Source organism: Streptomyces sp. NPDC097617 (assembly GCF_044761485.1).
Taxonomy (GTDB): domain Bacteria; phylum Actinomycetota; class Actinomycetes; order Streptomycetales; family Streptomycetaceae; genus Streptomyces.
In genome coordinates this window covers 53,528-79,147 of sequence record NZ_JBIWCL010000013.1, presented here as the reverse complement: position 1 = coordinate 79,147, position 25,620 = coordinate 53,528, and the positions used below count along the sequence as shown (strand labels likewise).

Below are 25,620 nucleotides of genomic sequence, written 5' to 3'. Positions count from 1 at the left end.
ATGCGCAACCCCAGCCCCGGCCGCACCGGTCGTCCCCGCAGTGCCGCCGCGGACGCCGCGATCCTCGCCGCGACCCGGGACGCGCTGGTCGAGCTGGGCTGGTCGAAGCTGACGATGGGGGACGTGTCCGCCCGCGCGGGGGTCGCCAAGACCACCCTGTACCGGCGCTGGGCGGGCAAGAACGAGCTGGTCGTGGACGCGGTCGCGGAACTCTTCGACGCGCTCGAACTCCCGGACCGCGGCTCTCTCGAAGCGGACATCGAGTACGTGGTCCTGCAGTTCGCCGAACTGCTGCGGCGCCCGGAGGCCCGTACCGCCCTGATGGCGGTCGTCGCCGAGTCCACCCGGGACGAGGCCCTGCGTGACCGGATCCGGTCGGCGATCGTGGACCGGCAGAAACGTCTCGTCGTACTGGGCCGCGAACGGGCCCAGGCCCGCGGGGAACTTCCGTACGAGGAGGACGCGACCCTCGCGGGCCGCACCACGGACCTGATCTTCGACGTGATCGCGGGCACGGTGGTGCACCGCGCCCTGGTGAGCTCCGAGCCCGTGGACGAGCTCTGGGTGTCCGCCTTCACGACCCTGCTGATGCACGGCCTGCGGGGCCCGGCCGCCGCGCTCTGACGCCGCCGCCCCCACAACGCCGACGGCCGGTCATGGCGCCGCCCGCAGGGGCGCCATGACCGGCCGTCGGACCGTGTCGCTAGAAGCCGGGCGGCTCGGTGTAGGTGCCCCACTCGTCGCGCAGGACGTTGCAGATCTCGCCCATCGTGGCCTCGGCCCGCACCGCGTCCAGCATGGCCGGGATCATGTTCGACCCGTCCCGGGCGGCGTCCAGCATCGCCTTCAGCGCCGCGTCGACCTTGGCGTCGTCGCGCCGGGCCTTGCGGGCCGCGAGCTCCCGTACCTGGACGGTCTCGACCTCGTGGCTGACCCGGAGGATCTCCAGGTCGCCGGTGACCGACCCGTGGTGCACATTGACGCCGACGACGCGCTTGTCGCCCTTCTCCAGGGACCGCTGGTACTGGAAGGCCGACTCGGCGATCTCCCCGGTGAACCAGCCGTCCTCGATTCCGCGCAGGATGCCCGAGGTGATCGGCCCGATGGGGTGCTGCCCGTCCGGGTGGGCGCGCAGGCCGCGCTCCTTGATCTGCTCGAAGATCTTCTCGGCCTCGGCCTCGATGCGGTCGGTGAGCTGCTCCACGAACCAGGAACCGCCCAGCGGGTCCGCCACGTTGGCGACGCCGGTCTCCTCCATCAGCACCTGCTGCGTGCGCAGCGCGATCTCGGCCGCCTGCTCGCTCGGCAGGGCGAGGGTCTCGTCCAGGGCGTTGGTGTGCAGGGAGTTCGTGCCGCCGAGCACGGCCGCGAGGGCTTCCACGGCGGTGCGCACGACGTTGTTGTACGGCTGCTGCGCGGTCAGCGAGACACCGGCGGTCTGGGTGTGGAAGCGCAGCCACATCGACTTCTCGCTCTTCGCCCCGTAGACCTCCTTCATCCAGCGGGCCCAGATCCGTCGCGCGGCGCGGAACTTGGCGATCTCCTCGAAGAAGTCGAGGTGCGCGTCGAAGAAGAAGGAGAGGCCGGGCGCGAAGGCGTCGACGTCCATCCCGCGCGAGAGCCCCAGCTCCACGTAGCCGAAACCGTCGGCGAGGGTGTACGCGAGCTCCTGCGCGGCCGTGGCCCCGGCCTCGCGGATGTGGTAACCGGAGACGGAGAGCGGCTTGTAGGCCGGGATGCCCTCGGTGCAGTACTCCATGAGGTCGCCGATGAGGCGCAGGTGCGGCTCGGGTTCGAAGAGCCACTCCTTCTGGGCGATGTACTCCTTGAAGATGTCCGTCTGGAGCGTGCCGTTGAGGACGGCGGGGTCCACGCCCTGCCGCTCGGCGGCGACCAGGTACATGCAGAAGGCGGGCACGGCCGGGCCCGAGATCGTCATCGAGGTCGTGACGTCACCGAGCGGGATGTCCTTGAACAGGACCTCCATGTCGGCGGCGGAGTCGATGGCGACCCCGCAGTGCCCCACCTCTCCGAGGGCGCGGGGGTCGTCGGAGTCGCGCCCCATGAGGGTCGGCATGTCGAAGGCCACGGAGAGCCCGCCGCCGCCGGCGGCCAGGATCATCTTGTAGCGCTCGTTGGTCTGCTCGGCGTTCCCGAACCCGGCGAACTGCCGGATGGTCCAGGTCCGCCCGCGGTACCCGGTGGCGTGGAGCCCGCGGGTGTACGGGTACTCGCCCGGCCACCCGATGCGCTCGAAGCCCTCGTACGCGTCGCCGGGCCGGGGCCCGTAGACCGGTTCGACCTCGTCGCCGGAGAGCGTGGTGAAGTCTGCCTCGCGCTTGCGGGCCTTGTCATAACGGGCCTGCCAGCGACGGCGGCCTTCCTCGATGGCGTCAGCGTCCATACCCATGAATTTACTAGGACGTCCTAGTAAATGTCGATGGCAAACCCCCGGAGAGTCGCCCCGGGGGTGGGTGACGCTCGCCTCGTACGCGGAGGCGATCAGGCCTTGGCGGTCGCGAGCGAGTCGTTGACCAGCGGTTCGACCTCGGCGCGGACCTTGCGCTCGACGAAGAAGGCGGCCACCGGAATCGTTCCGCTGAGCATGACCCAGAGCATCTTGCCGAAGGGCCACCTGGCCTTGGAGCTCAGGTCGAAGGCGAAGACCAGATAGATCATGAAGAGCACACCGTGGGCCTGCGAGACCACGAAGGTCAGGTCGGCGCCGGTGTTGAAGCCGTACTTCGCCACCATGCAGGCACAGAGGATCAGGAGCATGACCGCGGTCACGTAGGCCATGGCGCGGTAGCGGGTCAGCACGCTTCGTTTCATGCCGACGAGCCTAGCCGTCCGCTTTGCTCGATCTTGACGCGGCCCCGGGGCCGGGGTCCCGGAGTCCGGGAGTCCCGCCGCCTACTCCTCGAAGTCCGCCGCGGCCACCCGCAGCGGGCGCAGCAGCGCGAAGATCTCCCCGCACTCCTCGGAGTCGTACGCGCCCAGGCCGAATTCGACGGCCATCAGGTCCTTCGTGGCGGCCTCGACCACCTCGCGGCCCTTCTCCGTGATGGAGGCGAGGGTGCCGCGGCCGTCGTTCGGGTTGGGCCGCTTGGCGACCAGCCCGGAGCGCACCAGCCGGTCCACGGTGTTGGTCACCGACGTGGGGTGGACCATCAGACGCTCGCCGATCTTCGACATCGGCAGTTCGCCGGCCTTGGAGAAGGTGAGCAGCACCAGTGCCTCGTACCGGGCGAAGGTCAGCCCGTACGGCTTGACGACCGCGTCGACCTCGCCGAGCAGGATCTGGTGCGCGCGCATGATCGAGGTGATCGCGGCCATCGAGGGCACGGGTCCCCAGCGCTGCTGCCAGAGCTCGTCGGCGCGGGCGATGGGATCGAAGGGAAGGCTGAGCGGCTTGGGCACGCGCCCGACCCTACCGGGAGGTCACTTCACGGCGTGGGCCGTCTCACCCCTCAGTCGGCCCTCCTCCCGGACCGCGGCCCGGAGTTCGGCCAGGAGCAGCAGGACGACCCCGGTGCCCAGGACCCCGGAACCGGTGACGACCCGGTGCACGGGGAGGAATTCGGCGGCGAGGCCGGCCAGCGCCATGCCGACCCCCTGGAGGGTCATCAGACCGGTGCTGAGCAGGGTCATCGCCCGCCCGCGCAGCTCTTCCGGCACCGCGTCTACGTACCACTGGTCCAGCCCGAGGGTGTAGGCGTGGGCCAGCCCGGCGAGCAGCAGCGCGGCGAGGACCACGCTCACGCCCGGCCGGACCGCGAAGAGCAGGAGCGGCAGCAGGCCGGCGGCGGCGAGCGGGACCACGATCCGCGACCGCGTCCGGGCGGTGAGGGCCGAGCCCGCCCACAGTTCCCCGGCGATGGTGCCGACCGGCATGGCGCACATCATCAGGCCCAGCGCGGCGGTGCCCACGCCGATGCCGTCGGCGTACGGGGCGAGCAGTGCCTCGGGCACGACGAGGAAGACGGGCGGCAGCCAGAACAGCAGCATCAGCGCGCGCAGCCGCCGCCGGCCGAGGACGGCGCGCAGTCCGGCGAGCGGCGAGGTACGGGCGCCCGTGCGGGCGGGCCGGTCGCGGGTGCCCAGCCGGAGCAGGAGCGCGGAGCCGAGGAATCCGGCGGCGGTGAGGGCGATGGCGCCGCGCGGCGCGAGCACGGTGAGCAGCAGCCCGCCGAGGCCGAAGCCGATGAGCTGGGCGCTCTGGGCGACCATGCGCAGCAGTGAGCGGCCGAGTACGAAGGTGTCGCCGGCGCCGAGGATGTCGGAGAGGGAGGCGTTGCGCGTGCCCTGGAACAGCGGGGCGACGAAGGCCATCGCGCAGCGCAGGGCGAGGAGCACGGCGACCGGTGTGCCCGGCAGCACCATGGCCGCCGCGCAGAGCGCGCAGACGAGGTCGCACGCGACGAGGACCCGGCGGGCGGGGTGGCGGTCGGCGATCCCGGCGAGCAGGGTGCCGCCGAGGACGTAGGGCAGGAAGCCGAGGGCGAAGGTGAGCGCGCTCATCAGGGGGGAGCCGGTGGCGCGGTAGACGAGGACGGACAGCGAGATCTCGGCGATGACCACGCCGAACACGGACAGGAGGTGGGCGGCGAAGACGGACCGGAACTCCCGGACCCGGAACACGGAGCGGTAGCCCGGTGGCGGTGCTGACCGCCCGGGCGCCTGGATGTCGGCTGGCATGGACCCAGCGTGGCGGGCGGGGGTCGGGCGGCCCAGAGATTCGTCCGTGGCCGAATGTTGAGGCAGAGTCCTTCCCGGAGCCGTCGGCTCGCACGCGTCGGAGAGGGGAGGGGCCGGGATGGGGTTGCACCACTACTTCGGGCACGAGGACCTGCTGCGCTGCCGGTTCGCGCTGTCGCCCGCGTGGGAGACGCAGGAGGCGGTCCGCACCCTGAACCGCCCGGACCGGCAGGGCTACCACCTGCCCTGGCTGCGGCGGATCCGCGCCGCGGCCGACGGTCTGGACCTGCGGCCGCTGTGGCTGCTGATGCCGAACCGGGGGCACAGTACGGACTTCATCAGCCCGCCGCCGAGCGGACCGGGGGTCTCCTTCGAGGAGGAGCTCGCACTGATCCGCGCGGCGGACCCGGCCGCGGCGCGCGAGGACATGCGCAAGTCGCTGGCCTGTACGCCGGGCGCCCTCGACAGCGATGTGGGCCGGGCCCTGCTCGCCGATCCGGCGCGGGCCGTGCACGAGCTGGCCGATCTGCTGGAGCGCGCCTGGAGCGTCCTGATCGAGCCGCACTGGCCCCGGCTGCGGGCCCTGCTGGAGGCGGACGTCCTCTTCCACTCGCGCCGGCTCGCCGACGGCGGCCTCCGGTCGCTCTTCGACGGCCTGCACCCGGATCTCTCCTGGGACTCCGCCTCCCTCACCCTGACCATCGAGCGGCGCAGCCACCACGAGCGCGTCCTGGGCGGCCAGGGGCTGCTCCTGATGCCGAGCGCCTTCGTCTGGCCGCAGATCGCGGGCGGCTTCGACCCGCCCTGGCAGCCGACCGTCGTCTATCCGGCCCGCGGTATCGGTGCCCTGTGGAACCCGGTCGGGCAGGACACCCCGGTCGCGCTCGCCCGATTGCTGGGCCGGGCCCGGGCCGATGTGCTGTGCGCGCTGGAGGAACCGGCCTCCACCACCGCGCTGGCCCACCGGCTCGGTCTGGCCCCGTCCACGGTCTCGGCCCACCTGGGGGTCCTGCACGCGGCGGGGCTGCTCATCTCGGCCCGGCACGGCCACCAGGTCCGCTACGAGCGCACCCCGCTGGCGATCGCGCTCACCACCGGCGACCCCACCGGCTGAACCACCCCGGGAGCGCCTCGAGGGTGCCCCGGGGGTGCTTGTCCGCCCGTCCCCGCCGCCCGGTGTCGCACAGCCCTGCCCACTGCCTGACATATCAACATATCTCGGGGTGTGCAGGCCGGGTCAGCGGGCCCCGCGCCGCAGGCCGCGGCGGACCACGCGCTGGCTCAGGGAGCCGAGGCCCTCCAGTCCCGCGGCCAGCCCGGCGAGTTGTTCCAGTGCGTCGAGCGCGCTGCCGGCGCCCTGCGGGTCCACCCCTTCGTACAGCTCGATGCCGATGAAGGAGGCGGCGGTGGCCCGGGCCAGCCCCGCCGGGTCGGCGTACCCGTCCAGCGGGGTCGCGGCCAGCAGCCGGGACAGGACGCTCTCCAGCTCCTGGATCCACAGCCCGAGCCCGTCGGCGGTGGCGGCGGCGAGGACCGGCGAGCTCTGCCCGGCGGCCAGCAGCTGCCCGAGCATGGCCACGTTCCCGGCGGCCCGTTCCGCCTCGTGCATCGAGCGGGCGAACTCCAGCAGTTCGGTGAGGCTGTTCAGGGCGGCGAGCCGCTCGCGGTAGCGGGCCACCCGCTGCTCGGCGCCGAACCGGCAGGCGGCGGCGAGCAGCTCGTCCACGGAGCCGAAGTGGTAGAAGATCAGGCCCTGCCCCACCCCGGCGGTGGCGGCGATGGTGCGGGCGGAAGCCTTGGCGATGCCCTGCTCGACCAAGGTGCGCAGGGCTCCTTCGAGGAGCTTCTCCTTGGTGGCGGCGCTCATGCCCGGACTTCCTCGCGGACGGGCCGCAGGTCGCCGCAGAGTCCCGCTGCCCAGCGGTCGCGGGCGTCGACGTACTCCGCGGTGAAGGAGCCCTCGTAGCCGAAGAGGGGACCGAAGCGGCGGTTGACCACGCGCACCCGGATCCGGAACCGGCCGGTGGCCTCGTCGAAGGACTCGCGGACCTCGGCCTCGCCGCCGATGAGGTCGGGGACGCGGACGTCGAGCGGGCCCTCGCGGAAGCGGTGCTCGCCGGAGCGGATGAGCAGGGAGCCGTCGGGCTCGGCGCTCATGTGGAGGTCGCTGGCGAGGTGCTGGTGCGTGCCGAGGTAGTCCAGGACGCAGTCGCGCTCGGGGCTGTGGACCATCGTCGCGTCGAAGCGGTGGGGTCCGCCGGGCATCCGGAAGGTCCGCACGAAGGTGACGGTCTCGCGCCCGAAGGAGTCGAGGTAGGGGAGGTTCTCGATGGTGAAGGGGACGTCGCGGCCCTCGCGCGGCACCAGGATGTTGCGCATGCCGCCGAGCCGCAGGAAGGGCTTCACATAGCCGGGGCCGTGCCAGATCCGCTCCATGGTGCCGCGGCCGACGCAGCCCTCGCCGCTCGCCAGGCCGACCGAGAAGCGGCGCTGGAGCTGCGGGTGCAGACGGTCGAAGTCGGCGCCCATGTGGGCGCGGAAGATCGAGGTCATGACGGCTCCAGGGTGCTGAGCAGGCGGGGCGCAGGGGCGGGGGTGCGGCCCGGCGGGGTGCGCAGGCAGCGGCGGGCGGCCGGAGTGCCGGGCAGCGGCGGCAGCAACAGGGCGGCGGCCAGGACGAACAGGGCGGCCACCGGCGGCGCGTACAGCAGGGCGGCCGCGCAGAGCAGGGCGCGCACGGCGCTCTCGCCGATCGCGCGGGCCAGGGCGAGGCCCGGGGTGGTCCCGCGCTCGCACCACAGCCGCAGCCGGTCGAAGGACCAGGCGGTGGCCCAGCCCATGAGCGGGCGGAACACCAGGCGGTCGGCGAGGGCGCCGAAGCGGCCCCAGCGCGGGCGGTAGTCGTAGCCGGTGAGGAAGCGGATCCCGTCGGGGCCGGGGACGTAGCGCCAGTACCCGCTGCCCTCGGCGAGCAGCGACAGCGGGTGCCTCGACGCGAACCGCAGGGCGGAGACCCGGGTCCCGTCGGCGCGGTGGCGTTCCCCGGCGGAGATCCCGGTACCGTGGACGGAGAGGAACGGCAGCACGCGGGTCGCGTAGCGGAACCGCTGGGGTTCGCCCTCGGCGCGCGGCAGGTAGCCGATGGAAGTGAACCGCAGGTCCCAGCGCTGGTGCTGCGCCGGATCCTGGCTGCGTTCCCAGAGCTCGTCCATCCCGGCCCGGATCAGCGTCTCGACGTACAGGCCCATCTCCACCCCCCCGTTCCCCGTGTTGAGCGATCGCTCAAACGGCACCTTAGGGCAGATTGAGCGATCGCTCAAACCGCTGCGGCCCCGCTTCCCCGAGCTCCGCGGGCACGCGAAAGCGCCCCCGGCCGGGTGGCCGGGGGCGCTTTTCGGAAATACCGGTGGAAAGGGGGCTGGTGAGGGGGCCTCAGCTCCCGGCGAGGTGCCGCTCGACCGTCTCGACCTTCGAGGTGATCCCGTCGTGGACCCCGGGACGGATGTCGGCCTTCAGGATGAAGGAGACGCGCGGCGCCCGCTCCTCGACGGCCGCCACCGCACGCCGGACCACGTCCATGACTTCGCTCCACTCGCCTTCCACGGTCGTGAACATGGCGTCGGTGCGGTTCGGCAGCCCGGACTCGCGGACCACCCGGACCGCGTCGGCGACGTACTCGCCGACCTCTTCGCCGACCCCCAGCGGGGTCACCGAGAACGCGACGATCATGCGCCGGCCGCCTCGCGCGCACGGGCCGCGATCACACTGTCGCCCTCGTCGCGCTTGAGGATCCGGTCGCCGTACAGACCGCCGAACGGCACCAGCGCGAGCACGAAGAAGAGGAGGGCCTTCTTGAAGGGCCACTTCGCCTTGTTCCACACGTCCAGCAGGAAGACCGCGTACAGGACGAACAGGATCCCGTGGATCACGCCGAGCGGCATCATCAGGTAGTCGATGTCCGAGACCCGGCTCAGCAGCGAGCCGAAGATCAGCAGGGCCGGGAACGACAGCGCCTCCGGAACGGAGACGAGGCGCAGGCGGTGCAGTGCGGAGGCGGTCTTGATGTCCACGTGGAACCTTCGGGGTGGAGGCCAGGGTCCTTCCCAGTGTCTCAGCCGCTTTGCGGGATCTTGACCCGGCCCCTCCTCCCGCGCCGCCGTGCGCGCGGCCTCGGCGCCGCGACGGCAACGCCCCCTTATCTCCCGGGTGTGGCATATATCGGCCACAGGGCCCTGTTCGGGTTCGCCCGCTGCCGATAACGTCTTCCCGTGGCTCAGTTCCGACTCCAAGGCAGCAAGGTGCTGGCCGTCGACCTGACCGGGGACGCCGTGAAAGCGAAGAACGGCTCCATGGTCGCGTACGACGGGCAGATGGCCTTCAAGAAGATGACAGGCGGCGGCGAAGGCCTCCGCGGCATGGTGACCCGCCGGCTGACCGGCGAACAGATGACGGTGATGGAGGTACAGGGACACGGCACCTGCTTCTTCGCCGACCGCGCGAGTGAGATCAATCTGGTCAATCTGCAGGGCGAGAAGCTCTACGTCGAGTCCAGCAACCTGCTGTGCACCGACGCCGGCCTGCGCACCGGCACCACCTTCACCGGCCTGCGCGGCGCGACGACGGGCAACGGCCTGTTCACCACGACCGTCGAGGGTTCGGGCCAGGCCGCGATCATGTCGGACGGCCCGGCGGTGGTGCTGCGCGTGAGCGCCCAGTACCCGCTCTCCGTCGACCCCGGCGCGTACATCGCGCACACGGGCAACCTCCAGCAGTCCTTCCAGTCCGGTGTGAACTTCCGCACACTCATCGGCGAGGGCTCCGGCGAGGCGTTCCAGATCCGCTTCGAGGGCGAGGGCCTGGTCTACGTGCAGCCCAGCGAGCGCAACACCGTCGGGGGCGACATCTGATGCCGTTCCGCGAGATCAACTCGAAGATGGTCGAGGCCCAGGTCGTCCCGGGGCAGAAGATGTACAGCCAGCGCGGCGCGATGCTCGCGTACCGCGGCGAGGTCTCCTTCACCCCGAGCCTGACGGGCGGTCAGGGCGGGGTCATGGGCATGATCGGGCGCCGGGTGGCGAACGAGCAGACCCCGCTGATGGCGGTCGAGGGCAGCGGCACCGTGATGTTCGGCCACGGCGGCCACCACATCCAGGTGATCAACCTGACCGGCGAGACCCTCTACGTCGAGGCCGACCGGCTGCTCGCCTTCGACGGCACCCTCCAGCAGGGCACGATGTTCATGGGGTCCCAGGGCGGGGTCATGGGCATGGTCCGCGGCCAGGTGACCGGCCAGGGCCTCTTCACCACCACCCTCAAGGGCCACGGCTCCGTCGCGGTGATGGCCCACGGCGGGGTCATCGAGCTCCCGATCACCCCCCAGCGCCCGATCCACGTGGACCCGCAGGCGTACGTCGCCCACCACGGCGAGGTGCGCAACAAGCTGTCCACCGCGCTCGGCTGGCGGGACATGGTGGGGCGCGGCTCGGTCGAGGCGTTCCAGCTGGAACTGTCCGGCCAGGGCGCGGTGTACGTACAGGCCTCCGAGGAGAAGCTGTGAACTTTGGCCCCGTGACCGGCGGCCCGGGCGGCCCGACGGTCTTCGACCCGTACACGCTGCCCTCCGACGACAACGTGAACGCGTACACCTTCTGCGTGGAGCTCAAGGGGAGCCAGTGGTTCCTGCAGAAGGGCAAGATGATCTCGTACTACGGGCGCATCGAGTTCAACGGCATCGGCAACGGGCGCTTCGACCGCCTGCTGCGCACCAGCTTCCATTCGCCGCTGCACGCCAGTGACTGGGTGGTGGCCGAGGGCTCGGGCAGGATGCTGCTGGCCGACCGGGCCTTCGACGTGAACTCGTACGACCTGGAGAACGGCAATCTGACGATCCGTTCGGGCAATCTGCTCGCGTACCAGCCCTCGCTCGCCCTGAAGCAGTCGATCGTCCCGGGATTCCTGACGCTGATCGGAACCGGGAAGTTCGTGGCGGCGTCCAACGGACCGGTGGTGTTCATGGAGCCGCCGCTGCGCGTGGACCCGCAGGCGCTGGTCGGCTGGGCGGACTGCCCCTCGCCGTGCCACCACTACGACCACGGCTACATGACGGGCGTGATGGGCGGACTGCGCTCGCTGACCGGCATCGGGGGCAGCTCGGGCGAGGAGCACCAGTTCGAGTTCGTCGGTGCGGGCACGGTGCTGCTGCAGTCGTCGGAGATGCTGATGGCGGAGCAGGCGATCGGCGCGGTCGGCGCCAATGCGGCCACGGGCAACGCGCAGGGCGTGCCGGGGGCCGGCCAGGGCCCGATGGGGCAGCTTGGCGTACCGCGGATGCCGGGGCAGCTGGGTGATCTCCAGCGCCGCCTCGGACTCTGACTGACCCCCGGACCTCAATTTTTTGTACGTAATTCAACTTTTTAGGTAGAGTTCATTCATGGAGACCATGGAGACCGAGACGGCCGCCCTCCCCCAGACTCCGTCCGGGGGGACCCGCTGGCTGACCGAGGCCGAGCAGTGCGCCTGGCGCACCCACCTGGACGTCAGCCGACTGCTGATGCACCAGCTGGAAAAGGATCTCCAGCCCTTCGGACTCACCAACAACGACTACGAGATCCTCGTGAACCTCTCGGAGTCGCCGGACCACCGGCTGCGGATGAGCGACCTGGCGACCGCCACACTGCAGTCCAAGAGCCGGCTGTCGCACCAGATCACCCGCATGGAGACGGCGGGCCTGGTTCGCCGGGTGAACTGCGAGTCCGACCGTCGCGGCCTGTACGCGGTGCTCACGGACGAGGGCATGGAGACGATGCGACGGGTCGCCCCGCACCACGTGGCGTCCGTCCGCCAGCACTTCATCGACCTGCTGCCGCCGGAGGCCCTGGCCGCGCTGCGGGCCTCGCTGGGCCCGGTGGCCGAGCACCTGCGCGAGAACCGCGGCAAGGTCTGAGTCAGGTCCGAGGCCGGAGCCGTCCGGGCGGCACGGGCCCCGCGGGCTCGTCGCGCCCCGGACGGCGATCGGCCCGACAATGGCTGGGAACGCTCGCTGCCGGCCCCGTGCTCGTCGGGCCGGCCTGAGGAGGTCCAGCCTATGAAGCGCAACGTGTTCGTCTCCGCAGCCGCGTCCGTGGCCCTGCTGGTCGCGGGACCCGTGGCAACCGCCGCCGCGGTGTCCGCCGACACGGCGAGAAGCGCTCCCGCGGCCGTCGCCCGGGCCGACGTCACGGCCGAGCAGGCCGTCGCCGCCGCTCTCAAGAACTACCCGGGCATCGTCGAGGCCCTCGACAGGGACGGCAACGTCTGGCACATCGACGTGATCACCAAGGACGGCAAGGGCCACGCCGAGCTGGAGGTCGACGCCGCCACGGGCAAGGTCTCCCGCCAGAACGTGGACACGGACGAGAACCCCGGCGAGCACAAGGGCCTGCTCGCGGCCAAGATCACCGCCGCACAGGCCGCCAAGGCCGCCGTGGCCGCCCATCCGGGCACGGCGTGGACCGTCGAGTGGGACTCCGACGACGACAACGGCAAGGCCCCGTACTGGCACGTCGAGGTCAGGGGCTCCGACGGCAAGACGTGGAACGCCTCCGTGGACCCCGCGACCGGCAAGGTCACCGCACAGACCGACGCGGATTCGGACTCCGATTCGGACTCGGACCAGAACTCCTGAAGCACCCGGTCCGGGACCCGGCAGGGCGCCGCACGCGCCCTGCCGGGTCCCGGACCCGTATGTGGGGCCCCGGACCCGTATTGCGGGCCCGGGCGCCGTCCTAGGCCTCCGTCAGCGTCGCCAGCAGCGCGTCCGCCGCCGCGTACGGGTCCAGCTCGCCCACGGCCACCCTGGCCGCCAGGGCGTCGAGGTGCGCGTCACCGTGCAGGTCCGCCATCCGAGCCCGCAGCGCCGTCACGGCGATCGTCTCGACCTCCCGGGCCGCCCGGGCCGCCCGGCGCTGCGCCAGCACCCCGCGCTCGTCCATCCACGCCCGGTGCTTCTCCAGCGCCTCGACCAGCTCGTCGATGCCCTGGCCGCGGGCCGCGACCGTCTTCACGATCGGCGGCCGCCAGTCGTCGCGGCCCCGCGCCTCGCCGAGGCCCAGCATGTGGTTCAGCTCCCGGGCCGTCGCGTCCGCGCCGTCCCGGTCCGCCTTGTTGACCACGTACACGTCGCCGATCTCCAGGATGCCCGCCTTGGCGGCCTGGATCCCGTCGCCCATCCCGGGCGCCAGCAGCACCACCGAGGTGTCCGCCTGCGAGGCGATCTCCACCTCCGACTGCCCGACCCCGACCGTCTCGACCAGGATCACCTCGCAGCCGGCCGCGTCCAGCACCCGGATCGCCTGCGGGGCGGACCAGGCGAGGCCGCCCAGGTGGCCCCGGGTGGCCATGGAGCGGATGTAGACCCCCGGGTCCGAGGCGTGGTCCGACATCCGCACCCGGTCGCCGAGCAGCGCCCCGCCCGAGAAGGGCGAGGAGGGGTCGACGGCGAGGACGCCGACGCGTTTGCCGGCCTTGCGGTAGGCGGTGACGAGCGCCGAGGTCGAGGTCGATTTGCCGACGCCCGGCGACCCTGTCAGCCCCACCACGTACGCGCCGCCCGTCAGTGGCGCCAGCGCGGCCATCACCTCGCGCAGCTGCGGGGACGCCCCCTCGACCAGCGAGATCAGCCGGGCCACCGCTCTCGGCCGGCCCTCACGGGCCTGGGCCACCAGCTGGGGGACGTCCACCGCCGTCATACGTGCTGCGCTCCTCGGTTCCGGTACGGGATTCGTGAGGGCCGCCAGGCCCGGGGAAAGGGGCCGCCGGGCTCCCGTGACGGGGCCCGGCGGCCTGGCGCCGCCTACTTGGCGACGCGGACGATCAGCGCGTCGCCCTGGCCGCCGCCACCGCACAGGGCGGCCGCGCCGACGCCGCCGCCGCGACGCTTCAGCTCCAGCGCGAGGTGCAGCACCACACGGGCGCCGGACATGCCGATCGGGTGCCCAAGGGCGATGGCGCCACCGTTGACGTTCACCTTTTCCGGGGTCACGCCGAGGTCCTTCATTGACTGCACGGCGACCGCGGCGAAGGCCTCGTTGATCTCGATGAGGTCCAGGTCGGAGACCTCCAGACCCTCCTTCTTCAGGGCGTGGAGGATGGCGTTCGACGGCTGCGACTGGAGCGAGTTGTCGGGACCGGCCACGTTGCCGTGGGCGCCGATCTCGGCGATCCACTCCAGGCCGAGCTCCTCGGCCTTCGCCTTGCTCATCACGACCACGGCGGCCGCGCCGTCGCTGATCTGGGAGGAGGTGCCGGCGGTGATCGTGCCGTCCTTGGCGAAGGCCGGACGCAGCCTGCCGAGGGACTCCGCGGTGGTCTCGGGGCGGATGCCCTCGTCCAACGAGAAGATCACCGGGTCGCCCTTGCGCTGCGGGATCTCCACGGGGACGATCTCGGCCTCGAAGACGCCGTTCTTCCGGGCGGCCGCGGCCCGCTGGTGCGAGGAGGCCGCGAACGCGTCCTGCGGGGCGCGCTCGATGCCCAGGCGGGTGTTGTGCTTCTCGGTGGACTCGCCCATCGCGATGTTCTCGAAGGCGTCGGTGAGGCCGTCGTAGGCCATCGCGTCGAGCATCTCGATGGCGCCGTACTTGAAGCCCTCGCGCGACTTGGGCAGCAGGTGCGGGGCGTTGGTCATGGACTCCTGACCGCCCGCGACGACGATGTCGAACTCCCCGGCGCGGATCAGCTGGTCGGCCAGCGCGATCGCGTCCAGGCCCGAGAGGCACACCTTGTTGATCGTGAGGGCGGGCACGTTCATCGGAATGCCGGCCTTGACGGCCGCCTGGCGGGCGGGGATCTGGCCCGCGCCGGCCTGCAGCACCTGGCCCATGATCACGTACTGCACCTGGTCGCCGGAGATCCCGGCCCGGTCCAGCGCGGACTTGATGGCGAAGCCGCCGAGGTCGGCACCCGAGAAGGACTTCAGCGAGCCGAGCAGCCGCCCCATGGGCGTGCGGGCCCCGGCGACGATCACAGAAGTGGTGTTGTTCGATCCGGACATGAGGCACAGCCCCTTGGATGAGGAGTGAACGAGGGTTTACGTGAATGTACTGGGCGGTACCGCAGCGGTCACCGGGCTGCCGGTGTGATCGCGCGCACGTTGCGTGACCACCCCCTTCGGCGGTGCACTGTCACCATGCTGACAAGAATCGACCACATCGGGATCGCCTGCTTCGACCTGGACAAAACCGTCGAGTTCTACCGTGCCACGTACGGCTTCGAGGTGTTCCACTCCGAGGTCAACGAGGAGCAGGGTGTCCGCGAGGCCATGTTGAAGATCAACGAGACGTCCGACGGCGGCGCCTCCTACCTCCAGCTCCTGGAGCCCACCCGCGAGGACTCCGCTGTGGGTAAATGGCTGGCCAAGAACGGCGAGGGCGTCCACCACATCGCCTTCGGCACCGAGGATGTCCAGGGAGACTCCGAAGCCATCCGCGGCAAGGGTGTCCGCGTCCTCTACGACCAGCCCCGAACAGGCTCGATGGGCTCCTCGATCACCTTCCTGCACCCCAAGGACTGCCACGGCGTCCTCACCGAACTGGTCACCTCGAACCCCGAGCACTGATGGACCACTGATGGCCCGATTCCCCGGCCGGTAGAGTGGCCATGGCTCGGCCGGGGTTCGGTGCGGAGACGGGGTCGGGGCCTGTGACCCCTGCCCCGGTATCTGACACCATTCCCCCGGGGGCGTCGTTCAGCGGGCGAGCGATGCTCATTTGGGAGTGAGCTTGCGACCAGGGGACGGATGGGACCGCGCTGTGCGGGGCTACGAAAGCCAGGAGAGCCATCAGGCCGAGGTCGACCATCTCTCGCGCTTCGAAGCCGAGATGGAGCGGCTGAAGAAGGAGCGCGGGAAGGCCGTCCAGCACGCTGAGGACCTGGGATACCAGGTCGAGGTGCTGCGCGCCAAGCTTCACGAGGTACGACGCTCACTGGCGTCCCGGCCCGCCTACGACGGCGCGGACATGGGCTACCAGGCGGAGCAGCTGCTTCGCAATGCCCAGATCCAGGCCGACCAGATGCGCTCCGACGCCGAGCGCGAGCTGCGCGACGCCCGGGCGCAGACCCAGCGCATCCTCCAGGAGCACGCCGAGCACCAGGCGCGCCTGCAGGCCGAGCTGCACGCCGAGGCCGTCAACCGCCGCCAGCGCCTGGACCAGGAGCTCGGCGAGCGGCGCCAGACCGTCGAGGCCCACGTCAATGAGAACGTGGCCTGGGCCGAGCAGCTGCGCGCCCGTACGGAGTCCCAGGCGCGCCGGCTCTTGGAAGAGTCCCGCGCCGAGGCCGAGCAGTCGCTGAACGCCGCCCGCGCCGAAGCCGCCCGGGTCGCCGAGGAGACCCGGCGCCGGATGGCCACGGACGCCGAGGCCGCCCGTTCGGAGGCCGAGTCCACCCTGCTGCGCGCCCGCAAGGAGGCCGAGCGGCTGCTGACCGCCGCCTCCTCGCAGGCCCAGGAGGCCACCGACCACGCGGAGCGGCTGCGCTCCACCACCTCCGCCGAGGCCGAGCACACCCGCCAGCAGACCCTGGACCTCGGCCGGCTGGCCGAAACCCGGGTGCAGGAAGCCGATTCCTCGCTGCGCGAGGCCCGCGCCGAGGCGGAGAAGCTCCTCGCCGAGGCCAAGGAGAGCTCTGCCCGTCAGCTGGCGTCCGCGGAGTCGGTCAACGAGCAGCGCACCCGCACCGCCAAGGAGCAGGTCGCCCGGCTGGTCGGCGAGGCCACCAAGGAGGCCGAGGCCCTCAAGGCGGAGGCCGAGCAGACCCTGGCCGACGCCCGCGCGGAGGCCGAGCGGCTGCGTTCCGAGGCCGGCGACAGCGCCCGTACGGCCGCGGCCGAGGACATGGCGGCCCAGCTGGCGAAGGCCGCCCGCACGGCCGAGGACGTACTGAACAAGGCCTCGGAGGACGCCCGGGCCACCACCCGGGCCGCGTCCGAGGAGGCCGAGCGGATCCGCCGCGAGGCCGAGACCGAGGCCGACCGGCTGCGCCTGCAGGCGGCGACCACGGCCGACGAGCTCAAGGGCGCCGCGAAGGACGACACCGAGGAGTACCGGGCCCGTACGGTCGAACTCCAGGAGGAGGCCCGGCGGCTGCGCGGCGAGGCCGAGCAGCTGCGCGCCGAGGCCGTCGCCGAGGGCGAGCGGATCCGCGGCGAGGCCCGCCGCGAGGCCGTCCAGCAGATCGAGGAGGCGGCCCGGACCGCCGAGGAGCTGCTCGGCAAGGCCAAGGCGGACGCGGACGAGCTGCGCGGCGGGGCGACCGCCGAGAGCGAGCGGGTGCGCGCCGAGGCCGTGGAGCGGGCCGGCACCCTGCGCAAGCAGGCCGAGGAGACGCTGGAGCGGACCCGCGCCGAGGCCGAGCGGCTGCGCGGTGAGGCGGAAGAGGGCGCCGAGAACGTACGGGCCGAGGCGGACGCTGCGGCCCTGGCGCGGCGCGAGGAGACCGAGCAGGCGGTGGCCGCCCGGCGTGCGGAGGCCGACGAGGAGCTCGTCCGGCTGCACACCGAGGCCGAGGGCCGGCTGACGACGGCCGAGCAGACGCTGCGCGACGCCCGCGGCGCGGCGGAGAACATCCGCCGCGAGACCACGGAGGAGAACGACCGGCTGCGCGCCGAGGCGGCGGAGCGGATCCGTACCCTCCAGTCGCAGTCGGAGGCCGAGGCCGACCAGCTGCGCACCGACGCGGCGCAGGACGCAGGACGGGTCCGTGCCGAGGCCGAGCAGTCCGCCGTGCGGTTGCGCGGTGAGGCCGAGGCCGAGGCGGAGCGGGTGCGCTCCGAGGCCCAGGAGACCGCGGACCGGCTGCGCGCGGAGGCGAAGGCCGCCGCCGAGCGGGTCGCCGAGGAGGCCGCGGAGGCGCTGGCCGCCGCCCAGGAGGAGGCCGCCCGGCGCCGCCGGGAGTCCGAGGAGACCCTCGCGTCGGCGCGGACCGACGCGGACAGCGAGCGGGCCCAGGCCCGCGAGCAGAGCGAGGAACTGCTGGCGCAGGCCCGCAAGCGCTCCGAGGAGGCGCAGGCCGAGGCGGTCTGGCTGACGGAGGAGGCCGAGCGGCGCGCGTCGGAGGTCGTTTCGGCGGCCGAGACCACCGCGCAGCAGGTGCGGGACTCCGTGGCCGGGCTGCACGAGCAGGCCGAGGAGGAGATCGCCGGACTGCGCAACGCCTCCGAGCACGCGGCGGAGCGTACGAGGACAGAGGCGGAGGAAGAGGCCGGCCGGGTCCGTTCCGACGCCTACGCGGAGCGGGAGCGGGCCACCGAGGACGCCAACCGGGTCCGCAGCGAGGCGCGGTCCGAGACGGACGCGGCGAAGGCGCTGGCGGAGCGGACGGTCGGCGAGGCGATCGCCGAGGCGGAGCAGTTGCGCGGCGACACCGCCGAGTACGCGCAGCGGGTGCGTACGGAGGCCACGGACGCGCTGGCCGCCTCCGAGCGGGACGCGGCCCGGACCCGCGCCGACGCCCGGGACGACGCGAACCGCATCCGCGGCGAGGCCGCGGAGGCCCTGAAGACCGCCCGCGCCGAGGGCGCCCGGATCACGGCCGAGGCGACGGCGCAGGCCGAGCGGCTCACCGAGGAGACCCTCGCGGCGAACGCGGCCGCGATCGCCGAGGCCGAGGCGGAGGCCGCGCGGATCACCGCCGAGGCGGCCGAGGCCACCGAGGTCACCCGCACCGAGGCCGCGAACATCCTGGACGAGGCACGGGCCGACGCCAACCGGCTGCGTACCGAGGCCGCTGAGCAGATCGACCGGCTCATCACCGAGGCCACGGCGGAGGCCGACCGGCTCACCGAGGAGACCCGCGCCGCGAACGCGGCGACGGTCGGCGAGGCGGCGGCGGAGGCCGAGCGGCTCACCACCGCGGCGACCCGGCTCAAGGGGCAGGCGGCCGAGACCCTGGCGGGCGCCGAGCGCGACGCCGCGCGGATCATGGTCGACTCGCGCGCCGAGGGCGACCGGCTCATCGACGAGACCCGCGTGGCCAACGAGGCCACCGTCGGCGAGGCCGAGGCGCAGGCCGACCGGCTGCGCGCCGAGGCGGTCCGGGCGCTGGACGACGCCCGTGCGGAGGGCGGCCGGATCATCGGCGAGGCCACCGCGGAGGCCGACCGGGTCACGGTCGCGGCGAACGAGACCCTGGCGGGCGCCGAGCGCGACGCCGAGCAGACGCTGGACGAGGCGCGCGCCGAGGCCAACCGGCTGCGCACCGATGCGGCCGAGCAGGCGGACCGGCTCGTCACGGAGGCGGTCAACGAGACGGAGAAGCTCACCGAGCAGACCCGCAAGGACAACGAGCGCACGGTCGGCGAGGCGGCCGGCGAGGCCGAGCGGCTGCGCGCGGACGCGTCGGAGGCGCTGTCCTCGGCGCAGGAGCACGCGAGCCGCACCCGGTCGGAGGCCGAGCGGGTCAAGGCCCGGGCGGCGGCCGAGGCGGAGCGCACCCGCGGCGAGGCCCGCGCGGAGTCCGAGCGGCTGCTGGACGAGGCACGCGAGGCGTCCAACAAGCGCCGCAGCGAGGCCGCCGAGCAGGTCGACCGGCTCATCACGGAGGCCTCGGCGGAAGCCGAGAAGCTGACGAGCAACGCGCAGAAGCAGGCCCTCGCCGCCACCACGGCGGCCGAGGAGCAGGCCGACGCGATGGTCGACGCGGCCCGCAAGGAGGCCGTGCGGATCACCTCCGAGGCGACCGTCGAGGGCAACTCCATGGTGGAGAAGGCCCGTACGGACGCGAACGAGCTGCTGGTCGGTGCGCGCAGCGACGCCGCCGCCATAAGAGAACGGGCGGAGGAGCTGCGCGGCCGCGTCGAGGGCGAGGTCGAGGAGCTGCACGAGCGGGCCCGCCGGGAGTCGGCCGAGCAGATGAAGTCGGCCGGCGAGCGCGTGGACAAGCTGGTGCGCGCGGCGACCGAGCAGAGCGTCGAGGCCGAGGCGAAGGCCAAGGAGCTGGTGTCGGACGCGAGCAGCGAGGCGAGCAAGGTGCGCATCGCCGCGGTCCGCAAGGCGGAGGCGCTGCTCAAGGAGGCCGAGCAGAAGAAGGCGGAGCTGACCCGGGAGGCCGAGAGCGCGCTCGCGCGGGCCAAGGCGGAGGCCGAGCAGCTCGTCGACGAGGGCCGCCGCGAGCTGGAGGTCCTGGTGCGTCGTCGCGAGGACATTCAGGCGGAGATCTCCCGTGTCCAGGACGTTCTTGAGGCGTTGGAATCATTCGAGGCGCCTTCGGGCGGCGGAAAGCCGGCGGTCGGTGGCCAGGGCGCGGGGGGCGTGAAGGCCGGAGCGACAGCAGGCTCCACTCGTTCGGGTGGCAAGGCGTCGGAGGGGTAGCCAAATGCCCAGCGATGTGTGCACCTGATGAAGGTTCAGGCAAACGGGTGACAGGCGTTCTGTCGCTCTGCCACTCAAAAGGGGTGTCATTGTCCAGATCAAACGCGGATTGACTCGATGACACGCCGTCTGGACGCCTAGGATTCCCCTAACACCTCACGTAGCACCTCATCGGTCTCATTCGACAGGAACCCCATGAGCGACACTTCCTCCCCCTTCGGCTTCGAGCTCGTGCGGCGTGGTTACGACCGCGGTCAGGTGGACGACCGCATTACCAAGCTGGTCTCCGACCGCGACAGCGCCCTTGGACGTATCAACTCTCTGGAAAAGCGGATCGAGGAGTTGCATCTCGAGACGCAGAACGCCCAGGCCCAGGTGAACGACGCCGAGCCGTCGTACGCCGGCCTCGGCGCCCGGGTCGAGAAGATCCTGCGGCTGGCCGAGGAGGAGGCGAAGGACCTGCGCGAGGAGGCCCGTCGCGCGGCCGAGCAGCACCGCGAGCTCGCCGAGTCGGCCGCCCAGCAGGTGCGCAACGACGCCGAGTCGTTCGCCGCCGACCGCAAGTCGAAGGCGGAGGACGAGGGCGTCCGCATCGTCGAGAAGGCCAAGGGCGACGCTTCGACCCTGCGCTCCGAGGCCCAGAAGGACGCGGCCTCCAAGCGCGAGGAGGCCGACGCCCTGTTCGAGGAGACCCGCGCCAAGGCCGCCCAGGCCGCCGCGGACTTCGAGACCAACCTGGCCAAGCGCCGCGAGCAGTCCGAGCGCGACCTCGCCTCCCGTCAGGCCAAGGCCGAGAAGCGTCTCGCGGAGATCGAGCACCGCGCCGAGCAGCTGCGCCTGGAGGCCGAGAAGCTGCGTACGGACGCTGAGCGCCGGGCCCGCCAGACGGTGGAGACCGCGCAGCGCCAGGCCGAGGACATCGTGGCCGACGCCAACGCCAAGGCCGACCGCATCCGCAGCGAGTCCGAGCGCGAGCTGGCGGCGCTCACCAACCGCCGCGACTCGATCAACGCGCAGCTGACCAACGTCCGCGAGATGCTGGCGACGCTCACTGGTGCGGCCGTCGCGGCGGCCAGCCCGATCGTGGACGACGAGCCCGTCACCCGCGGCGTCCCGGCGCAGCAGAGCCGCTGATTACCGACGGGTAGCACACAACACCCGTCGTGCGCCCGATCGAGGGCCCTATGTCACCCTTTTGAGGTGGCGTAGGGCCCTCGGGCGTTCTAGCGTGGCCGCATGATCGAGCTTGAGGGCCTTACGAAACGATTCGGTACGACGACCGCCGTGGACCACCTCAGCTTCCAGATCCGCCCGGGGGTGGTGACGGGCTTCCTCGGCCCGAACGGGGCGGGCAAGTCCACGACCATGCGCATGATGCTCGACCTCGACAATCCGACCAGCGGCACGGTCCGGGTCTACGGGAAGCACTACCGCGACCTGTCGGAGCCGCTGAAGCACGTCGGGGCACTGCTGGACGCGAAGGCCATGCACGGTGGCCGAAGTGCGTACAACAACCTTCTCTGCCTGGCCCAGTCGAACCGCATCCCGCGCCAGCGGGTCGACGAGGTCCTGGATCTGGTCGGCCTGACGGCCGTGGCGAAGAAGAAGTCCAAAGGATTTTCGCTCGGAATGAGCCAACGGCTTGGAATCGCCTCCGCATTGCTGGGCGATCCGGAAATCCTGATGTTCGACGAACCGGTCAACGGCCTGGATCCCGAGGGAATCCTCTGGATCCGCAATCTGATGAAGGGCCTCGCGTCGGAGGGAAGGACGATCTTCGTCTCGTCCCACCTGATGAGCGAAATGGCGCTGACGGCAGATCATCTGGTCGTGATCGGACAGGGAAAGCTACTGGCAGACCTGCCGATGGCCGATTTCATCCAGCAGAACTCGCGCAGCTACGTCCGGCTGCGCTCCCCGCAGCAGGAGCGGCTGAAAGACCTTCTGCACGAGGCCGGGATCAACGCCGTGAGCGTTCCCGCCACCGGCACGCTGGAGATCGACGGCGCGAGTGCGGAGCAGCTCGGCGAGCTGGCCGCCCGGCACCAGATCGTGCTGCACGAACTCAGCCCGCAACGGGCGTCACTGGAGGAAGCGTTCATGCGCATGACGGCGGACTCCGTCGAATACCACGCCCACGCACCGGGCATGGCTGCCGACAACCCGGCCCGGCCGGCCGACGTCCCCGCCTGGGGCGCCGGCTACGAGGCGACCCGCAAGGCCGGTGAGTGATCATGGCCTTCACCGCCGTCCTGCAGTCCGAGTGGACCAAGATCCGCACGGTCGCCTCCACCAGCTGGACCCTCGCCCTCGTCTTCCTCGTCACCGTCGGGTTCGCCGCGCTGTTCAGCGCCACGTTCGACCCGGACAACCTGCCGGCCGCCCAGCGAGCCACTTTCGACCCCACCGCGATGAGCCTCGGTTCGATGCAGCTCGGACAGCTGGCCATGATCGTCTTCGGTGTGCTGGTCGTGAGCACCGAGTACAGCACGGGCATGATCCGCACCTCGCTGGCCGCCGTACCCCGCCGGGATCACTTCCTGCTCGGCAAGATGGTGGTGGCGACGGCGCTGGCCCTGATCGTGGGGCTGGCGACCAGCTTCGTGTCCTTCTTCCTCACCCAGGCGCTCCTCGGCGACCTCGGCATCGGCATCGGCGAGGAGCACGTCCTGCGCGCCGTGACCGGCGCCGGACTGTACCTGGCACTGCTGGCCCTCTTCTGCATGGGCGTGGCGGCCATGCTGCGCAGTTCCGTCGCCGCCATCAGCGTCCTGGTGCCCTTCTTCCTGATCGTCTCGAACCTGCTCGTCAGTTTCGACGCGACCCGTACGGTCGGCCAGTACCTGCCGAGCAATGCCGGGGGGCGGATCATGCAGGTCGTGCCCAACGCGTTCGATGCCCCCGCGACCCCGTACGGCCCGTGGGGCGGCTTCGGGATCTTGGTCCTCTGGACGCTGGCCGCGGTACTCGGGGGCTACGCCGTCCTCCGCAAGAGGGATGCCTGACCTCCTGCCCGCGTACTACGGGTGATCCCCGGGTCGGTCTCAGGGGCAGCTCAGGGATCCGGCCCGGGACGGAACCGCAGGAACCTCGTTATCCTCTTAACCCTTACGCGGGCGAAAGTCGTCCCGGCCTGGTAAGGGGCAGCAAGATGATCGAGGCAGTCGGCCTGACCAAGCGCTTCGGCGCGAAGACCGCCGTCGACCAGCTGTCCTTCCAGGTCAAGCCGGGTCACGTCACCGGATTCCTGGGGCCCAACGGCTCCGGCAAGTCCACCACCATGCGCATGATCGTGGGCCTCGACCGACCCACTTCCGGCCATGTCACGATCAACGGCCGGCCCTTCCGGGAGCTGCCGAACGCCCAGCGGCACGTCGGCGCCCTCCTCGACGCCAAGGCCGTCCACGGCGGCCGCCGGGCCCGGACCCACCTGCTCTCCATCGCCCAGCTCTCCGGGATCCCGGAGAAGCGGGTGGACGAGGTGCTGGCCGTGGTCGGCCTCCAGGACGCCGCCCGGCAGCGTACGAAGGGTTTCTCGCTCGGCATGGGGCAGCGGCTCGGCATCGCCACCGCCCTGCTCGGGGACCCGCAGGTGCTGCTGTTCGACGAGCCGGTCAACGGGCTCGACCCCGAGGGCATCCTCTGGGTCCGCAATCTCATGCGCCGGCTCGCCTCCGAGGGCCGCACCGTCTTCGTCTCCTCGCACCTGATGAGCGAGATGGCGCTGACCGCCGACCACCTGATCGTGATCGGCCGGGGCCGGCTGCTGGCCGACATGGGAACCCAGGAGTTCATCGCGCACAACTCGGCCGGATTCGCTCGGGTGCAGGCGGCCGACACTGATCCACATGGCCGGGAGACGCTGGGCAGGGCCCTCGCCAAGGCGGGCGGACGGGTCCTCCAGGAGCCCGGAGGAGCACTGCGCGTGACCGGCCTGGAGCTGCCGCAGATCTCCGACCTCGCGCACGGGGCGGGCGTACGGCTGTGGGAACTGTCACCGCACCGCGCCTCGCTGGAGGAGGCGTACATGCGGATGACCCAGTCCGCGGTCGAGTACACCTCCACGGAGGACCCGCGGGCCGAGTTGTGGGAGCCGGAGCCGCTCTCCCTCCCGGCCTGGGAGGAGGAGGACGAGACGGCCGCCGAGGTCCCGCAGACCGGCTTCTACGCGCCCCCGCCGCCCGGGGCGGGCGGGCAGCCCTTCCTGATGCCCAGCAAGCCCGGCGAGCTCGCGAGCGCCGCCAGGAACACCGCCCCGCACACCCCCGAGGACACCCGATGACGGCGACGACCACGACGGCGGAACAGCCCGGGAGCTACCGCTCCCCCCTCGCCACGCCGCGGCCGCACCTGGGGCACGCCCTGGCCTCGGAGTGGACCAAGCTGGTCTCGCTCCGCTCGACCCTGTGGACGCTGGGCGCGCTCGTGCTGACCGTGGTCGGCATCGGCCTGGCCGTCGTCGAGCAGACCGCGGACGGGGACTACGCGCAGATCAACTTCACCACGCCCGCCCTCATCGGCCTGCTGGTCGGCCAGCTCGCGGTGATCGTCCTCGGTGTGCTGACCATCAGCTCGGAGCACGGCACCGGGCTGGTGCGAACCACCTTCACGGCCGCCCCGGACCGGTACCGGGTGCTCACCGCGAAGTACCTCGTCTTCAGCATGGCGGCCTTCGTCACCACCACGCTGTCGGTCTTCGTGGTCGGGATCACCGCGGCGGTCGTGCGCGGCGGCACCGCGTCCGGCCCGCACGCGGCCGACGAATGGCTCGGGGCGGCGCTCGGCTGCGGCTACGTCACCCTGCTCGGCGTGCTCGCGCTCGCGATCGGCGCGCTGGTGCGGCACTCGGCCGGGGCGATCGCCGTGATGCTGGGCCTGGTCACGCTGCCGCCGGTGATCGGGGCCATGCTCAGCATGTGGGAGGGCGTCGCGGTCATCGGCCGGGCCATCCTGCGGCACAACGTGCCGGTGGCGATGATGCAGCTGTTCGGCATGCCGGAGGGCGGCGACCTCGGCCCGACGCCGAGCAACCTCTCGCACCTGACGCTGATCGTGCTGATCACCGGCGCCGCGGTGGCCGGCTCGTACGTGGTCGTCGGCCGCCGGGACGTCTAGACGGCCTGGACGCGGCGGGATCCGGAGGGAACGGCCTAGTACTTCGGCGCGTTGCGGGACCGCTGCACCTTCGTGGTGCGACGGTCCTTCGCGTTCCAGCAGGCCTTGTGCCAGTGCCGCCGGTCGTCCACGCCGCCGTACTCGGGCCAAGCCACCAGGTGCGGGGTGCCGGAGGGGATCTCCTGGTCGCAGCCGGGGCAGCGGTAGCGCTTGCCCGCCGCGCTCGCGCCGGCGACGTGCCGGACCTTCCAGTCCTCGCCCTGGTACTCCTCCGTGCGCTCCAGCCCATAGCGGTCGAGGCCGGTGCTGGGGCGTTCGTCCGGGGTCTCGCCGCCCCTGGGGCGGTTGTTGCGCGGTGACACGTATACCTCACGGATGGGCGGACGGCAGTGACTTTCTCCCAGACTACGCGCAGCGAGGCCGGGTACCCGCAGGGTGGCTGATGAAGGCCGACCCGCGAAGA

At 71.8% G+C, this 25,620-nt stretch carries 26 protein-coding genes; 14 read left to right on the top strand and 12 right to left on the bottom strand.

What is annotated here, in order from left to right:
* Complete coding sequence (locus tag ACIQZO_RS21525; protein WP_403628303.1) at window positions 1-624, top strand: TetR/AcrR family transcriptional regulator; 624 nt, start codon at window positions 1-3, stop codon at window positions 622-624.
* A gap of 79 nt (window positions 625-703) precedes the next feature.
* On the opposite strand, the gene ACIQZO_RS21520 is transcribed toward ACIQZO_RS21525, so the two are convergent.
* From ACIQZO_RS21520 to ACIQZO_RS21505, 4 genes are all read right to left on the bottom strand, one after another.
* A complete protein-coding gene (locus ACIQZO_RS21520; RefSeq protein ID WP_403628301.1) occupies window positions 704-2,404 on the bottom strand; it encodes a methylmalonyl-CoA mutase in 1,701 nt (566 codons plus the stop codon).
* A gap of 98 nt (window positions 2,405-2,502) precedes the next feature.
* Window positions 2,503-2,832: a DUF3817 domain-containing protein gene (locus ACIQZO_RS21515; protein ID WP_403628299.1), complete on the bottom strand. Its 330-nt coding sequence runs from the start codon at window positions 2,830-2,832 to the stop codon at window positions 2,503-2,505.
* Window positions 2,833-2,913: 81 nt separating this feature from the next.
* Window positions 2,914-3,420, bottom strand: a complete 507-nt coding sequence (locus tag ACIQZO_RS21510) for a MarR family winged helix-turn-helix transcriptional regulator (protein WP_403628297.1) — start codon at window positions 3,418-3,420, stop codon at window positions 2,914-2,916.
* 21 nt (window positions 3,421-3,441) lie between these two features.
* A complete protein-coding gene (locus ACIQZO_RS21505; protein WP_403628295.1) occupies window positions 3,442-4,698 on the bottom strand; it encodes an MFS transporter in 1,257 nt (418 codons plus the stop codon).
* A 118-nt stretch (window positions 4,699-4,816) separates the two neighbouring features.
* Here ACIQZO_RS21505 and ACIQZO_RS21500 point away from each other — a divergent pair, with 118 nt between their 5' ends.
* Complete coding sequence (locus tag ACIQZO_RS21500) at window positions 4,817-5,812, top strand: DUF5937 family protein (protein WP_403628293.1); 996 nt, start codon at window positions 4,817-4,819, stop codon at window positions 5,810-5,812.
* A gap of 123 nt (window positions 5,813-5,935) precedes the next feature.
* Here ACIQZO_RS21500 and ACIQZO_RS21495 read toward each other — a convergent pair whose 3' ends face one another.
* The 5 genes from ACIQZO_RS21495 to ACIQZO_RS21475 form a co-directional block, all read right to left on the bottom strand.
* Window positions 5,936-6,565, bottom strand: coding sequence for a TetR/AcrR family transcriptional regulator (locus ACIQZO_RS21495; protein WP_403628291.1), 630 nt, complete (start codon window positions 6,563-6,565; stop codon window positions 5,936-5,938).
* The gene (locus tag ACIQZO_RS21490; RefSeq protein WP_403628289.1) at window positions 6,562-7,251 is read right to left on the bottom strand and encodes a DUF4166 domain-containing protein; all 690 of its coding nucleotides are present in this window, start codon (window positions 7,249-7,251) and stop codon (window positions 6,562-6,564) included. The genes ACIQZO_RS21495 and ACIQZO_RS21490 overlap by 4 nt, the downstream gene beginning before the upstream one ends.
* A complete protein-coding gene (locus ACIQZO_RS21485) occupies window positions 7,248-7,946 on the bottom strand; it encodes a hypothetical protein (protein WP_403628508.1) in 699 nt (232 codons plus the stop codon). Before ACIQZO_RS21485 ends, ACIQZO_RS21490 begins: the two co-directional genes overlap by 4 nt.
* Window positions 7,947-8,130: 184 nt before the next feature.
* Window positions 8,131-8,427, bottom strand: a complete 297-nt coding sequence (locus ACIQZO_RS21480) for an MTH1187 family thiamine-binding protein (RefSeq protein WP_403628287.1) — start codon at window positions 8,425-8,427, stop codon at window positions 8,131-8,133.
* Window positions 8,424-8,768, bottom strand: a complete 345-nt coding sequence (locus ACIQZO_RS21475) for a DUF3817 domain-containing protein (protein WP_403628285.1) — start codon at window positions 8,766-8,768, stop codon at window positions 8,424-8,426. Before ACIQZO_RS21475 ends, ACIQZO_RS21480 begins: the two co-directional genes overlap by 4 nt.
* A gap of 198 nt (window positions 8,769-8,966) precedes the next feature.
* On the opposite strand from ACIQZO_RS21475, the gene ACIQZO_RS21470 reads away from it, so the two are divergent.
* From ACIQZO_RS21470 to ACIQZO_RS21450, 5 genes are all read left to right on the top strand, one after another.
* Entirely contained in the window at window positions 8,967-9,605 is a 639-nt protein-coding gene (locus tag ACIQZO_RS21470) for an AIM24 family protein (protein WP_403628283.1), read from the top strand.
* Entirely contained in the window at window positions 9,605-10,255 is a 651-nt protein-coding gene (locus tag ACIQZO_RS21465) for an AIM24 family protein (RefSeq protein ID WP_403628281.1), read from the top strand. Before ACIQZO_RS21470 ends, ACIQZO_RS21465 begins: the two co-directional genes overlap by 1 nt.
* Before the next feature lie 11 nt (window positions 10,256-10,266).
* Entirely contained in the window at window positions 10,267-11,070 is an 804-nt protein-coding gene (locus ACIQZO_RS21460) for an AIM24 family protein (protein WP_403628506.1), read from the top strand.
* 67 nt (window positions 11,071-11,137) lie between these two features.
* The gene (locus ACIQZO_RS21455) at window positions 11,138-11,641 is read left to right on the top strand and encodes a MarR family winged helix-turn-helix transcriptional regulator (RefSeq protein ID WP_403628504.1); all 504 of its coding nucleotides are present in this window, start codon (window positions 11,138-11,140) and stop codon (window positions 11,639-11,641) included.
* A gap of 141 nt (window positions 11,642-11,782) precedes the next feature.
* Window positions 11,783-12,361, top strand: coding sequence for a PepSY domain-containing protein (locus ACIQZO_RS21450; protein WP_403628279.1), 579 nt, complete (start codon window positions 11,783-11,785; stop codon window positions 12,359-12,361).
* Window positions 12,362-12,461: 100 nt separating this feature from the next.
* Here the strand turns inward: ACIQZO_RS21450 and meaB are convergent, their stop codons facing one another.
* Both meaB and ACIQZO_RS21440 read right to left on the bottom strand, forming a co-directional pair.
* Window positions 12,462-13,424, bottom strand: a complete 963-nt coding sequence (meaB, locus tag ACIQZO_RS21445; protein ID WP_403628277.1) for a methylmalonyl Co-A mutase-associated GTPase MeaB — start codon at window positions 13,422-13,424, stop codon at window positions 12,462-12,464.
* Window positions 13,425-13,528: 104 nt separating this feature from the next.
* Window positions 13,529-14,728 carry an acetyl-CoA C-acetyltransferase gene (locus tag ACIQZO_RS21440; RefSeq protein WP_403628275.1) on the bottom strand — a complete coding sequence of 400 codons (1,200 nt, stop codon included), beginning with the start codon at window positions 14,726-14,728 and terminating at the stop codon, window positions 13,529-13,531.
* A gap of 135 nt (window positions 14,729-14,863) precedes the next feature.
* On the opposite strand from ACIQZO_RS21440, the gene mce reads away from it, so the two are divergent.
* The 7 genes from mce to ACIQZO_RS21405 all read left to right on the top strand — a co-directional run bounded on the left by mce (window position 14,864) and on the right by ACIQZO_RS21405 (window position 25,157).
* Entirely contained in the window at window positions 14,864-15,292 is a 429-nt protein-coding gene (gene mce / locus ACIQZO_RS21435) for a methylmalonyl-CoA epimerase (RefSeq protein WP_008738238.1), read from the top strand.
* Between the two features lie 193 nt (window positions 15,293-15,485).
* Window positions 15,486-20,042, top strand: a complete 4,557-nt coding sequence (gene scy / locus ACIQZO_RS21430; RefSeq protein ID WP_403628273.1) for a polarized growth protein Scy — start codon at window positions 15,486-15,488, stop codon at window positions 20,040-20,042.
* Window positions 20,043-20,237: 195 nt separating this feature from the next.
* On the top strand, window positions 20,238-21,176 hold the full coding sequence (locus ACIQZO_RS21425; protein WP_385156934.1) for a cellulose-binding protein: 939 nt from the start codon (window positions 20,238-20,240) through the stop codon (window positions 21,174-21,176).
* Between the two features lie 102 nt (window positions 21,177-21,278).
* Window positions 21,279-22,274 (top strand): ABC transporter ATP-binding protein, encoded by a 996-nt coding sequence (locus ACIQZO_RS21420; protein WP_403628271.1) that lies wholly within the window; start codon window positions 21,279-21,281, stop codon window positions 22,272-22,274.
* 2 nt (window positions 22,275-22,276) lie between these two features.
* Entirely contained in the window at window positions 22,277-23,047 is a 771-nt protein-coding gene (locus tag ACIQZO_RS21415) for an ABC transporter permease (RefSeq protein ID WP_403628269.1), read from the top strand.
* A 146-nt stretch (window positions 23,048-23,193) separates the two neighbouring features.
* Window positions 23,194-24,324, top strand: a complete 1,131-nt coding sequence (locus ACIQZO_RS21410) for an ABC transporter ATP-binding protein (protein ID WP_403628267.1) — start codon at window positions 23,194-23,196, stop codon at window positions 24,322-24,324.
* Window positions 24,321-25,157 (top strand): ABC transporter permease, encoded by an 837-nt coding sequence (locus ACIQZO_RS21405; RefSeq protein ID WP_403628265.1) that lies wholly within the window; start codon window positions 24,321-24,323, stop codon window positions 25,155-25,157. Before ACIQZO_RS21410 ends, ACIQZO_RS21405 begins: the two co-directional genes overlap by 4 nt.
* A gap of 35 nt (window positions 25,158-25,192) precedes the next feature.
* Here ACIQZO_RS21405 and ACIQZO_RS21400 read toward each other — a convergent pair whose 3' ends face one another.
* Window positions 25,193-25,519 (bottom strand): hypothetical protein, encoded by a 327-nt coding sequence (locus ACIQZO_RS21400; RefSeq protein WP_030386925.1) that lies wholly within the window; start codon window positions 25,517-25,519, stop codon window positions 25,193-25,195.
* Between the last annotated feature and the right edge of the window lie 101 nt (window positions 25,520-25,620).

Coding starts and splice junctions, on each gene's coding strand:
- ACIQZO_RS21520 (WP_403628301.1), bottom strand. CDS start 2,404: ATGGACGCTGACGCCATCGAGGAAGGCCGCCGTCGCTGGCAGGCCCGT.
- ACIQZO_RS21485 (WP_403628508.1), bottom strand. CDS start 7,946: ATGGGCCTGTACGTCGAGACGCTGATCCGGGCCGGGATGGACGAGCTC.
- meaB (WP_403628277.1), bottom strand. CDS start 13,424: ATGACGGCGGTGGACGTCCCCCAGCTGGTGGCCCAGGCCCGTGAGGGC.
- ACIQZO_RS21495 (WP_403628291.1), bottom strand. CDS start 6,565: ATGAGCGCCGCCACCAAGGAGAAGCTCCTCGAAGGAGCCCTGCGCACC.
- ACIQZO_RS21425 (WP_385156934.1), top strand. CDS start 20,238: ATGAGCGACACTTCCTCCCCCTTCGGCTTCGAGCTCGTGCGGCGTGGT.
- ACIQZO_RS21415 (WP_403628269.1), top strand. CDS start 22,277: ATGGCCTTCACCGCCGTCCTGCAGTCCGAGTGGACCAAGATCCGCACG.
- ACIQZO_RS21410 (WP_403628267.1), top strand. CDS start 23,194: ATGATCGAGGCAGTCGGCCTGACCAAGCGCTTCGGCGCGAAGACCGCC.
- ACIQZO_RS21455 (WP_403628504.1), top strand. CDS start 11,138: ATGGAGACCGAGACGGCCGCCCTCCCCCAGACTCCGTCCGGGGGGACC.
- ACIQZO_RS21420 (WP_403628271.1), top strand. CDS start 21,279: ATGATCGAGCTTGAGGGCCTTACGAAACGATTCGGTACGACGACCGCC.
- ACIQZO_RS21505 (WP_403628295.1), bottom strand. CDS start 4,698: ATGCCAGCCGACATCCAGGCGCCCGGGCGGTCAGCACCGCCACCGGGC.
- ACIQZO_RS21465 (WP_403628281.1), top strand. CDS start 9,605: ATGCCGTTCCGCGAGATCAACTCGAAGATGGTCGAGGCCCAGGTCGTC.
- ACIQZO_RS21500 (WP_403628293.1), top strand. CDS start 4,817: ATGGGGTTGCACCACTACTTCGGGCACGAGGACCTGCTGCGCTGCCGG.
- ACIQZO_RS21480 (WP_403628287.1), bottom strand. CDS start 8,427: ATGATCGTCGCGTTCTCGGTGACCCCGCTGGGGGTCGGCGAAGAGGTC.
- mce (WP_008738238.1), top strand. CDS start 14,864: ATGCTGACAAGAATCGACCACATCGGGATCGCCTGCTTCGACCTGGAC.
- ACIQZO_RS21405 (WP_403628265.1), top strand. CDS start 24,321: ATGACGGCGACGACCACGACGGCGGAACAGCCCGGGAGCTACCGCTCC.
- ACIQZO_RS21525 (WP_403628303.1), top strand. CDS start 1: ATGCGCAACCCCAGCCCCGGCCGCACCGGTCGTCCCCGCAGTGCCGCC.
- ACIQZO_RS21515 (WP_403628299.1), bottom strand. CDS start 2,832: ATGAAACGAAGCGTGCTGACCCGCTACCGCGCCATGGCCTACGTGACC.
- ACIQZO_RS21440 (WP_403628275.1), bottom strand. CDS start 14,728: ATGTCCGGATCGAACAACACCACTTCTGTGATCGTCGCCGGGGCCCGC.
- ACIQZO_RS21490 (WP_403628289.1), bottom strand. CDS start 7,251: ATGACCTCGATCTTCCGCGCCCACATGGGCGCCGACTTCGACCGTCTG.
- ACIQZO_RS21450 (WP_403628279.1), top strand. CDS start 11,783: ATGAAGCGCAACGTGTTCGTCTCCGCAGCCGCGTCCGTGGCCCTGCTG.